Here is an 11,190-nt window from a genome sequence, read left to right on the forward strand (position 1 = left end):
CCCCATGACAGAAAAAAAGCGGCTAGCGCGCCAGGCGCCGCTGCGCCGCGGCCGGCGCCACGGCGCCCACCTTGAACACGCTGACGATCTGCGCCAGCCCGGCCGCCTGCTCGTTCATCGCTTGCGCCGCCGCCGACGCCTGCTCGACGAGGGCCGAGTTTTGCTGCGTCATGTTATCCATCTCGACGATGGCCTGGTTGATCTGCTCGATGCCGGCGCTCTGCTCGGCGCTGGCGGAGGAAATCTCGGCCACGATATCGGTCACGTGCTGCACGCTGGAGACGACTTTTTCCATCGTCTCGCCGGCCAGCGCCACCAGTTTTTCACCGGCGCCCACTTGTTCGGCGGAACTGTCGATCAATTGCTTGATCTCCTTGGCGGCCGCGGCCGAACGCTGGGCCAGGTTGCGCACCTCGCTGGCGACGACGGCGAAACCACGGCCCTGCTCGCCCGCGCGCGCCGCTTCCACGGCCGCGTTCAGGGCCAGGATATTCGTCTGGAAGGCGATGCCGTCGATGACGGCGATGATGTCGCCGATCTTCTTCGACGAGGCATTGATGGCGCCCATGGTGTCGACCACCTGGCCCACCACGCCGCCCGCCTGGCTCGCCACTTGCGAGGCGGAAATGGCGAGCTGGTTGGCCTGGCGCGCATTGTCCGCATTCTGGCGCACGGTCGAGGTCATTTCTTCCATGGTCGATGCCGTTTCTTCCAAGGAACCCGCCTGCTGCTCCGTGCGCGCCGACAGGTCGTGGTTGCCGGAAGCGATCTCGCCCGATGCCGTGGAAATCGATTCCGCATCGCTGCGCACCTGACTCACCAGGTGCGCCAGGTTGTCGCGCATGGCCTTGATGGCCATCAACAGACTGGACGTATCGCCGGGACGCGTGTCGATCTGCGTGGTCAGGTCGCCCTGCGCGATTTGCGCCACGATGGCCGCGGCATAGTCGGGTTCGCCGCCGAGCTGGCCCAGGATGCGGCGCAGCATCAGGGCCGCCAAGGCGCCCACCACCAGCATCAGCGCGCCGCCGATGGCCAGCAGCACGCCCGCCTGGGCCCAGAACTTGTGGTTGATGTCATCGATATACGTGCCCGTGCCGATCAGCCAGTCCCACGGCGCAAACTTCACCACGGCATACATCTTCGCCACCGGGTCGGGCACGCCGGGACGCGTGCCGTCCGCCTGCACCAAGCCAATGCGGCTGTTGGCCAGCGCGGCGCGGTAGCGGTCGCCCGACTGCTTCATGTTCTTTTGCGGCGTGCCGATGCGCGACGCATTCGGGTGTACGTACAGCAAGTCCGTGCTGAAATCGCGCACAAAGTAATACATTTCGTCCTTGACGAAGCTGCCGATGGCCAGCTTGGCCTGCTGCTGGGCCTGCTCCCGCGTGAGCTTGCCCAACTGTTCCAGCGCGTACGCCTTTTCCACGGATGCGTTGGCCAATTCGACCAGCACCGTCAATTGCTCGACCCTTTCCGCCATCATGGTCTGGCGCAACGAATACAGGGAGAATGAAGCGATGAGGACGATGCCCAGCAAGGTGCTGAAACACAAAAGGAGAATGCGCGAACGGAGAGTCATGGGAGCCTGGGTAAAGAATGAAATGTGGAATTATAAACAATTTCTGCATGGAAATATTTTCAGAAAAGCAAAGCGGGCGGCGCTACCAGGCTGATGCCCGGCAGGCACCGCCCGCATATGTCTTGCTGAAGTCTTGCTGAAAGGTCAGGCCAAGGCTTCCTTGGCCGCCTCTTCCGGCGTCAAGCCGTCGTAGAACTGGTCGGTAAACCATTCGACCTGCTCTTCGATGTGATCCTGCGCCTGCGCCACCGTGGCGCCGCCGGCCACGAGGAAGCCTTCGACCTCGATACACCAGTTGATCAACTCCAGGGTTTCCGGATCGAGCTCTTCTTTCTTAGCCATCGTATTTCCTTGCTTGTTAAATTGCGATATCACATCAATAAGCGGCAGTTTAACAGCTTCGCCACGCTGCCGCCCATGCAGATCAAACACGAGGATTACTTGGCTGCAACATTTTTACGTTCCGGATACAGCACTACCTGCACATAATTGTGCAGGTCCAGGTAGCGTTGCGCCGCCAGTTTGACCGCTTGCGGCGTGATGGCCCGCACGCGCTGCTCGTAGCGCAGGATGTGCGCGGGGTCGCGTCCCTGCGTTACCGAACCCATCAGCTGGTTCATCCAGTAGTTGTTTTCGCGCAGGGATTTCTGCTGGCGCGTGATCCAGTTCAGCTTGACCTTTTCCAGATCGGCCACGGACGGCCCGTCCGCCTTCATCTTGTTGATTTCGGCAAAGGCGGCGGCGATCACCTTGTCCACGTTTTCCGGTCCCGTCGGCAAGTTCAAGGCCACGGAATAATGGCCGTACGGATGCTGGCCCATCGAGGTTTCGAAGCCGCCGCCATAGATCATGCTCATCTTTTCGCGCAGCACTTCGATGACTTTCAGGTTCAGCACCTCGCCCAGCGCCTGCAGGGTCAGCTTTTGCTCGTCCGAATACGCGACGTCGCCATTGAAGGTGATGGAAATCGTACTCTTGGGCTCGCTGCCCATGTAGACATCCTTCTTGACGACGCCGGTCACCGGGCGCATACCCACGTCGCGGTAGGCGTGCGCCACCTCGCCCACGGGCAAGGTGCCCAGGTAACTGGCGATCAGCGGCTTGATCTTGTCGAGTTCGAAGCTGCCCGCAAAGATGAAGGTCATGTCGCGCGCGCTGGAAAAGCGCTGGCGGAAGATGTCCAGCGAACGGTCCAGGGCCACCTTGTCGAAATCGGCCGCGCGCGGCACGCCATCGACACGCGGGTTGTCGCCATACATGGCGTGCTGGATGGCATCGTAAAACACGGCTTCCGGCTGCGCCATGCTGTTTTTCGCCAAGTCTTGCTGCTTGCCGATGAAGGACTGGTACAGGCCCGCATCCTTACGCACGTCATGGAAATACAGATATACCAGTTGCAGCATGGCTTCCACGTCGGCGCTGCTGGCCGAGCCGCCAAAGCCTTCGCTCAGTTCGCCCAGCGAAGCGCCCACATTGACCGTTTTGCCGGCCAATACTTTTTGCAAGTCCAGCGGCGCCAAATCCTTCAGACCCATGCTGCCGACCACGGCGCTGGCGTAGCGGGCGTTGTAGATGTCGGCGTCGCCAAACAGCGACTGGCCGCCGAAGCGGGTCGAGCCCATCAATACCTGGTCATTCTTGAAGTCTGTCGGTTTGAGCAGCACGCGCACGCCATTGCCCAGAATCAGTTCCGTCACGCCGACGGCGCTGTTCAACTTTTCCGAGACGATGCTGCCGCCGGCCGGCGGACCGTCCATCAGCTTGCTGGCAAGCGCTTTTTCCGTGCGCGGCTCGACCTTCTGCTGCTCGGCCTTCGCCACGGCGTCGAGCAATTGCTGCTGCGTCGGCACGCTGGACGTCGCATCGCCCGCTTTCGGTTCGGCGCCCATGAAAACCACCAGCTTCTTTTGCTGGTCGGGAATCACCTTGGCCACCGTCTCGTTAATTTCCTGCAAGGTTACCTGCGGCAAGAGTTCCTGCGCGTACAGCAATTCATTGGCGATGCCGGGAATGGCTTCCTGCTCCAGGAAGTTGCGCGAATACTCGGCCACGAAGCCGGCCGAATCGGATTTGTCGCGTTCGCTGTACGCGCGCTCGTAATTGCGCAGCATGTCCTTGCGCGCGCGGTCCAGCTCATCCTGGCTGAAACCGAAGCGGCGCGCCCGCTCGTCTTCCTGCACCAGCGCGTCGATGGCCGGCTGCACGCCGCCCTTGCCCAGCAAGGCATAGGCACTGAACGATTCATAACCGCGCACCAGTTTGCCCACGCTGCTGCCGCCCTGGATGAACGGAGGATTGGCCTGCTGCGTCAATTCCTGCATGCGCGCGCTGAGCATTTGCCCGTACAGGTTTTCGATCATCTGACGGCGGTAGTCGGCAATCGTGACGGGTTCCTGCGCGGCGCGGATCGGGTAGCGGATGAAAACGCTGTCATCGGGCGCTTCCTTGTCGGTGATCACCAGCGCTTCCGTCTGCGAGCGCTGCGGCACTTCCGCATACAGGCGCGGACGCGGTTTCGCGGGGTTTTTCAGCTTGCCGAAATGCTGCTGGATCAGCTTTTCAGCCTGTTTCGGCTCCACGTCGCCGACCACCATCACGGCCATCAGGTCGGGCCGGTACCAATCCTTGTAGAAGCGCTTGATGGCTTCCGGCTTGAAGGTTTTCAGCACGGATTCCTTGCCGATCGGCATGCGCTGCGCATAGCGCGAACCGTTCAGCAGCTTCGGATACAGCACCTTGTTCATGCGGTCGCTGGCGCCCTTGCCCAGGCGCGCCTCTTCCAGCACGATGCCGCGCTCGCTGTTGATGTCGGCCGGATTGAATTTCAAGCCATGCGCCCAGTCTTCCAGCACGAGAAAACCCTTATCCAGGTTTTCCTTCTTGTTCGTCGGAATCGGCAGCACGTAGACGGTTTCATCGAAACTCGTGTAGGCGTTCAGGTCGGCGCCGAACTTCACGCCGATCGATTGCAAATAGGAAATGAGCTCATTGCGCTTGAAATGCGTGGAGCCATTGAAGGCCATGTGTTCCGTGAAATGCGCCAGGCCTTGCTGGTCGTCGTCTTCGAGGATGGAACCGGCTTTCACCACCAGGCGCAATTCCACTTTTTGCGCGGGACGGGCATTTTTCTTGATGTAATAGGTCAAGCCGTTCGGCAATTTTCCGACGGTAACTTCTGGTGCCAGCGGCAGGGGATCGCTCAAACGGATTTCCGCCTGGGCCATGCAGGCGCACGCCAGCAAGACGGCGCCCGAGATCAGGCGTAATTTACTCAGCTTCATGTATTCTCAACGGTAAGATTCAGTAAGCATACCTTACACTGAAATCGCGTTTCCGCCATTAAAAACAGCTTAGGAAAAACCGCTTTTCCCAGGCAACTTTACCGAATACCGAGCTCAGCAATGCTCTGCCGCCTTTTTGCATCTGTGCTAAAGTATTGCCGCCGGTCATGTGGACCGGCATAACGACGTCTTCGGGGCGGGGTGCGATTCCCCACCGGCGGTAAGACCGGCAACGGTCAAGCCCGCGAGCGCTTGTCAGGTTTTGTCTGATGAGGTCAGCAGATCCGGTGTGAATCCGGGGCCGACGGTATAGTCCGGATGAAAGAAGATGTGCAGTAGTGTGATGTCCCATCGCCACGGCGATGCGGCCAGTTGCGTCTATTCGCTTGCCCTGCAGCGTTTTTCGCCTATGCGAGGAGCGTTCCACCATGTTAGTCAACAGCTATACCCTGCTTTCCAATGACCTGGAAGGTCGCATTCAATCCGCCCTGGCCGCCATGCGCGCCGGCATTCCCGTCATCCTGCTCGACGATTTCGACCGTGAAAACGAAGCCGACCTGATCCTGTCTGCCGAGAAACTCACCAACGAAACCATGGCCCTGCTGATCCGCGAATGCAGCGGCATCGTCTGCCTGTGCCTGCCGACCGATGTCGTCAGCAAGCTGGAATTGCCGCCCATGTCGTCCGACAACGGCAGCCGCTACGGCACGCCGTTTACCGTCTCCATCGAAGCGCGCGACGGCGTCACGACGGGCGTGTCGGCCGCCGACCGTGTCACCACCATCCGCGCCGCCATCGCGCCGAACGCCAAGCCCGCCGACCTGGTGCGCCCCGGCCACGTCTTCCCCCTGCGCGCCGCGCCCGGCGGCGTGCTCGAGCGCCGTGGCCACACGGAAGGCTCCGTCGACCTGTCGCGCATGGCGGGCCTGAACCCGGCCGCCGTGCTGTGCGAGCTGATGAACCCGGACGGCACCATGATGCGCGGCGACGATATCGAGCGCTTCGCCGAGCTGCACGGCATGCCGATCCTCACCATCGAAGAACTGGTGGAGTGGCGCAGCACGCGCGGGCAATAAAGCGTCAGGCAGCGGCCACGGCCTTCGGCACATGCACGTGCCGGTAGACGAGGCCCGCCGCCAGGCCGTACGCGGCGGCAATCGTCGCGTAGGCCAGCGGCAAGCGCAGCGACCAGTCGGGCAGCATGTGCAGGATGCTGCCGATCAGCGCCACGCCCACCAGCGCGCCGATCTGGCGGTTCGCATTCAGGGCGGCCGCCGCGCTGTTCGCATGCTGCTTGCCCGCCACCCGCATCACGGTGGCCGTCATGGCGGGAATGGCGATGCCGATGGCCACGTTCATCACGGCCGTGCCCAGCGCCAGCAGCGCGAACGGGGTGCCCGGGCGCAAACCCATCAGCAGCAAGGCCATGACGGCGCCCACCAGCAAGCCCGCCAGCATAGGCCGGCGCGTGCCATGGCGCGCCGCAATACTTCCCGCCAAGAAGTTCCCCACGGTATAGGCTGCCATCATGGGCAGCAGGCGCAAGCCTGACTGCAGGGCATCGGCGCCGCCCGACTGCTGCAGGAACAGGCTCAATAAAAACAGCTGGCCGAACACGCAGAAATTGATCAAAAAACCCACGCCATTGGCCGCGCCGAAACTACTGCTGTGAAACAGTGCGCGCGGCAACAGCGGATGGCTGCCGCTGCGCTCGCGCCGCAGCAATTGCCAGGACGACAGCAAGGTCAATGCACCCGCCGCCAGCACGCCGGGCGACAGCCAGCCCAGCACTGGCCCTTCGATCAGCACGAAACTCAGGCCCGCCAGCGCCGCCACGCCCAGCGCATGGCTGAACAGCGACAAATCGCGCGGCTGGCGCGCCGGCGCCACCAAGAGCAGCTGCGCCATGACGATGGCCAGCAGGCCCAGCGGCACATTCACCCAGAACACGCTGCGCCAGCCGAACTGGTGCACGAGGATGCCGCCGATCAATGGGCCGGACGCACCGGCCACGCCCACCAGTGCCGACCAGGCGCCCAGCATGCGCGTGCGTTCGCGCTCGTCGTCAAAGCTGTGCGTCAGCAGGCTGAGCGAACTGGGCATGAACAGGGCCGCGCCCGCGCCCTGCAGCAGGCGCGCGGCCGTCAGGAAATGCCCATCGGGCGCGGCGCCGCACAACACCGAGCCGAGGATGAAGACGCCGAGGCCGCCCTGGTACACGGCTTTCGGCCCGTAGCGGTCGGCCAGCGCGCCGCCGGCCAGCAGCAGCGCGGCGAACGTCAAGGTGTAGCCATCGACCACCCAGACCAGGCCCGTCAGCGGGATACGCAAGTCCAGCGCGATATCGGACAGCGCCACGTTGACGGCCGTGACGTCGAGCATGGCCATGACGAAGCCGAAGGCCAGGGTCAGGAGGATCAGGCCGCTGGCGCGGCGCGGTGTGGGGACAGGCATGATATTTCCTTGCAGAGACAGCGGGGCCGCCATTATGCGAGCGTTGCACGATGCAGTAAACAGGCATAAACTCGGCACCTTGATGCAAAAATGCATCACCATATGAAACAGGAGAAGCAGCTTGGATTGGGATAACGCACGCATCTTTCTGGCCATCGGCCGGGCCGGCACCCTGCGCGGCGCGGCCGCCCTGCTGTGCATCGACCAGGCCACTTGCGGGCGCCGCCTGGCGGCGCTGGAAAGCTCGCTGGGCGCGACCCTGTTCCTGCGCACGCCATCGGGCTACGTGCCCACACCCGCGGGCGAGCTGGCGCTCACGGCCGCCGAAGCGATGGAACGGGCGGCCGACAAGCTGCAGCGCGACATGCAGGGCGTCGACACCCGTTTAAGCGGCCTGGTGCGCGTGGCCACCACGGACACCATGGCCAGCCATTTCGTCATCCGCGCCATGCAGCGGCTGCACGCGGCCCACCCGGACATCCGCATCGTGCTCAACGTGGCGCCCGCGCTGGCCAGCCTGACCCGGCGGGAAGCGGACCTGGCCGTGCGCGGCGTGCGCCCCACCGACCCGGACTTGATTTCGCGCCACCTGGTCAAGCGCAGCCTCGGCCTGTATGCCTCAAAAAACTACCTGGCAGAACGTGGCGAGCCCGTGCGCGGCACGGCGCTGGCCGGCCACGACATCGTCATCTACCACCAATCCGTGACGCCGCGCCACGGGGAGAAAATCGCCGGCGAGCCCGTCGCCAACGCCCGGGTCGCCATGGAAGTCAATTCGGCGGCGATGCTGCAGGAAGCCACGCGCGCGGGCCTGGGCGTGGCCGAACTGGCCACCCACCTGGGCGACATCGATCCGCAGCTCGTGCGCATCTGGCCCGAGCGGGCGGAAAGCTACGACGTGTGGCTGGTCATGCATGCCGACCTGAACCGTTCTGCCCGCGTGCGCGCGGCGGCCGACGCAATTATCGACAGCGTGGCCAGCCCGGCAGTCTAGCCGCAAGTATCATTCCCAAAAGAATCATTCCCAAAAGAAACTATATTTCTTGCGAATCTGATAAAATTCGCCCCCCGCCGCCACCCGCCGCGGGATCCCTCAACCCCATGGAGAATTTTTATGCTTATCTGGCAAGGCTTGGGCATACTCGCCCCCCTTATCTGTCTGATCGTCGTCGTGGCCGCACAAGCGCTGTTTGGCGCCACCCTGGGCGAGGCCTACACGAAGAGCCACGCCTGGCCCCTGGCGCTGGCCTTTCTGCTGGCAGCGGCCGCCAGCTGGTATGCGGGTGTACGCCTGAACAGCGCGCCCGGACGCGAACTGATCGACCCGGCCACGCAGGAACGCGTGATCCTGCGCAAGCGCCACACCCTGTTCTGGATTCCGATGCAATACATCGCCGTGCTGATGGTCGTGATGGCCGGCTTCGCCCTGTTCGAATAGGCGCGCACGCCTGACGTGCCCGGCGGGCGGGCAGATGTTAAGATGCCATGATGACCCCCTCCGTCTCCCTCATCATCAGCCTGCGCCGCCTGCACCGGGCCACCATGGCCTGGCTGGTCAGCTGGTGGCGCATGCTGCATTTCGCCATCCTCGTGTTTTCGCTGGCCCTGTCGCCGTCGAGCTATAACCGCGACAACCGCCCCATCCTCGCGCACCGGCTGGTGACGAACACGGCGCCCAATCTCGTCTGGTTCAGCGTGGCCTGCGCGCTGGTCAGCCTGGTGCTGATCCGCATCGTCGTCGTCAGCGCGCAAAGCTACGGCCTGTCGCGCTATGCGCTGGAAATGGTGGTGCGCGTGCTGGTGCTGGAACTGATACCGCTGACGGCCGCCCTGTTCGTCGCGCTGCGCCTGACCTTGCCCGACGGCATTGCATTTGCGCAAATGCGCTCGTCCGGCATGCTCGACACCATGCAGCGCCAGGGCGTCGACCTGCTGCGCCGCGAATACTTTCCACGCGTCATGTCCGGCATCTTCGCCGTGTGGATGCTGGCCATCGTCAGCTGCGTCACTTCGCTGATCCTCGCCTACCTCACCATCTATGGTTTCACGCCATGGGCGCTGCAAGGCTACACGCGCGTGGTGGGGCAAATCTTCAATCCGGCCGTGGCCCTGATCCTGATGCTCAAGGTGATCTTCTTCAGCTTTGCCGTGGCCCTGATTCCGCTGGCCTCCTCGTACTACCCGGAAGAGCCGCACGGCCGGCGCAACCGTCTGTGGGCCGCGCACGGCCTGTCCGAAATGCTGCGCCTGTTTTCCGTCATCCTGCTGGTCGAAGTGGCTTCGCTGATGGGCAATTACTACTGATGCCCCGCCCGCCACCGCCAGCGATCCCCGAACCATCCATACGAGAGCCAGAAGCCATGAGCCAGCCCCCCAATCCCGACCAGGTCGACGTCACGGCGCCCGCCGGTCTCACGCAAGATCCCGTGCTGCCCGCGCCGCCGCCCGTGCGCCACGCCGAACTGAAGGCGGCCATCCTGCTCATCTTCATGTTCGCGCTGGTGGTCGGCTCCGTCGTCTACCTGATGTATGCGCGCGGCGCCTTCGAAGCCACGCAGACGCTGGTGCTGACGGCCGACGATTCCGACGGCGTGGGCGTGGGCGCCGACCTGACCTTTTCCGGCTTTCCCATCGGCCGCGTGCAGCGCATCGAGCTGGCGCCGGACGGCCGCGCGCGCGTCATCGTCGACGTGCCGCGCAAGGACGCGCACTGGCTGCGCAGCAGCTCCATCTTCACCCTGGAACGCGGCATCGTGGGCGGCGCCAAGCTGCGCGCCTACAGCGGCATCCTGACGGACCCGCCGCTGCCCGACGAGGCCACGCGCGACTTGCTGGTGGGCGACATGGCGGCGGAAATCCCCCGCCTGCTGGCCGCCGCCAAGGATTTGCTGAACAATGTGGCGACCCTGACGGGCAGCGATTCCGCGCTCGACGGCACCTTGCGCAATGTGCAGGCCGTGACGGGCAAGCTGAGCGGCCCTGGCGGCGCCATGGGCTTGCTGACGGGCGACGACAAGCAGTCGCGTTTGCTCGTCGAGCGGGCCAACGCCCTGCTCGTCACGGCCGACCAGCTGGCGCGCCGCACGGATGGCCTGGTGGCCAATGCCGACACGCGCGTCTTTGGCGACAAGGGCGTCATGACGGATGCGCAAGCGACCATCGCGCAGCTGAACGCGCTGCTGGCCGACACCCGCGCCAGCCTGAAAAAAGTCGACGCCGTGCTGGTCGAGGCGCAAGCCGTGGGCGCCAACGCCAGGGCGGCCACGGCCGACCTGGGTCCGTTGCGCGCGGACGTGGAAAGCAATCTGCGCAAGGTCGAACAGCTGGTCAATGAAATCAACCGCAAATGGCCGTTCAAGCGCAATCCGGAGATCAAACTGCCATGACCATATCCCGCCCCGCCATCGCTACCCTGTCGTCCCTTCTGCTGTCGACCTTGCTCGCCGCCTGCTCCAGCGGCCCGCCCGTGCCCGACTGGAAGATGAATGCGCAAAGCGCCGTCGAGCGCTTCCAGGCCGCCTACCTGAGCGGCAACGCCCTGGTCGAGCAGACGGAATTCCGCCGCGCCCGCAGCCAGGTGGCGGGCACGGGCAAGCTCGAACTGGTGGCGCGCATCGAACTGCTGCGCTGCGCCGCGCGCGTGGCCAGCCTGGCCTTCGAAGATTGCGCGGGCTTCGATGCGCTGCAAGCGGACGCGAACGACGCCGACCGCGCGTATGCGGCTTACCTGGCCGGCAAGGCGCAAGGGGCCGACGTCGCCCTGCTGCCGGAAGCGCAGCGGGCGGCCGCCGGCGCCGCATCCGACACGGCCGCCGCCAGCGCCGTGGCGGCCATCAATGACCCGCTGTCGCGGCTGGTGGCGGCCGGCGTGCT

General features: G+C 64.1%; 10 protein-coding genes and 1 riboswitch. Of the genes, 6 read left to right on the forward strand and 4 right to left on the reverse strand.

Annotated elements, in window-relative coordinates:
- Positions 1 to 22: 22 nt before the first annotated feature.
- From CBW66_RS10055 to CBW66_RS10065, 3 genes are all read right to left on the reverse strand, one after another.
- The gene (locus CBW66_RS10055) at positions 23 to 1,582 is read right to left on the reverse strand and encodes a methyl-accepting chemotaxis protein (protein ID WP_086140358.1); all 1,560 of its coding nucleotides are present in this window, start codon (positions 1,580 to 1,582) and stop codon (positions 23 to 25) included.
- Between the two features lie 144 nt (positions 1,583 to 1,726).
- The gene (locus CBW66_RS10060; protein ID WP_010399555.1) at positions 1,727 to 1,924 is read right to left on the reverse strand and encodes a hypothetical protein; all 198 of its coding nucleotides are present in this window, start codon (positions 1,922 to 1,924) and stop codon (positions 1,727 to 1,729) included.
- 95 nt (positions 1,925 to 2,019) lie between these two features.
- Complete coding sequence (locus tag CBW66_RS10065; protein WP_086140359.1) at positions 2,020 to 4,863, reverse strand: pitrilysin family protein; 2,844 nt, start codon at positions 4,861 to 4,863, stop codon at positions 2,020 to 2,022.
- A 183-nt stretch (positions 4,864 to 5,046) separates the two neighbouring features.
- A riboswitch (FMN riboswitch) is annotated at positions 5,047 to 5,197 on the forward strand.
- 94 nt (positions 5,198 to 5,291) lie between these two features.
- On the opposite strand from CBW66_RS10065, the gene ribB reads away from it, so the two are divergent.
- A complete protein-coding gene (ribB, locus tag CBW66_RS10070) occupies positions 5,292 to 5,939 on the forward strand; it encodes a 3,4-dihydroxy-2-butanone-4-phosphate synthase (RefSeq protein WP_086140360.1) in 648 nt (215 codons plus the stop codon).
- Positions 5,940 to 5,943: 4 nt separating this feature from the next.
- Here the strand turns inward: ribB and CBW66_RS10075 are convergent, their stop codons facing one another.
- Positions 5,944 to 7,317, reverse strand: coding sequence for an MFS transporter (locus CBW66_RS10075; protein ID WP_086140361.1), 1,374 nt, complete (start codon positions 7,315 to 7,317; stop codon positions 5,944 to 5,946).
- 121 nt (positions 7,318 to 7,438) lie between these two features.
- On the opposite strand from CBW66_RS10075, the gene CBW66_RS10080 reads away from it, so the two are divergent.
- The 5 genes from CBW66_RS10080 to CBW66_RS10100 all read left to right on the forward strand — a co-directional run.
- Positions 7,439 to 8,311 carry a LysR family transcriptional regulator gene (locus CBW66_RS10080; RefSeq protein WP_086140362.1) on the forward strand — a complete coding sequence of 291 codons (873 nt, stop codon included), beginning with the start codon at positions 7,439 to 7,441 and terminating at the stop codon, positions 8,309 to 8,311.
- A gap of 120 nt (positions 8,312 to 8,431) precedes the next feature.
- Positions 8,432 to 8,755: a hypothetical protein gene (locus tag CBW66_RS10085; protein ID WP_086140363.1), complete on the forward strand. Its 324-nt coding sequence runs from the start codon at positions 8,432 to 8,434 to the stop codon at positions 8,753 to 8,755.
- Between the two features lie 50 nt (positions 8,756 to 8,805).
- Positions 8,806 to 9,621: an ABC transporter permease gene (locus tag CBW66_RS10090; protein WP_086140368.1), complete on the forward strand. Its 816-nt coding sequence runs from the start codon at positions 8,806 to 8,808 to the stop codon at positions 9,619 to 9,621.
- Positions 9,622 to 9,677: 56 nt separating this feature from the next.
- The gene (locus CBW66_RS10095) at positions 9,678 to 10,703 is read left to right on the forward strand and encodes an MlaD family protein (protein ID WP_230491962.1); all 1,026 of its coding nucleotides are present in this window, start codon (positions 9,678 to 9,680) and stop codon (positions 10,701 to 10,703) included.
- Positions 10,700 to 11,190 (forward strand): hypothetical protein (locus tag CBW66_RS10100; RefSeq protein WP_086153628.1); only part of this gene is annotated, 491 nt, incomplete at its 3' end. The genes CBW66_RS10095 and CBW66_RS10100, both read left to right, overlap by 4 nt.

Origin of the sequence: Janthinobacterium sp. GW456P, assembly GCF_002127655.1 — a bacterium.
Lineage (GTDB): Bacteria > Pseudomonadota > Gammaproteobacteria > Burkholderiales > Burkholderiaceae_D > Janthinobacterium.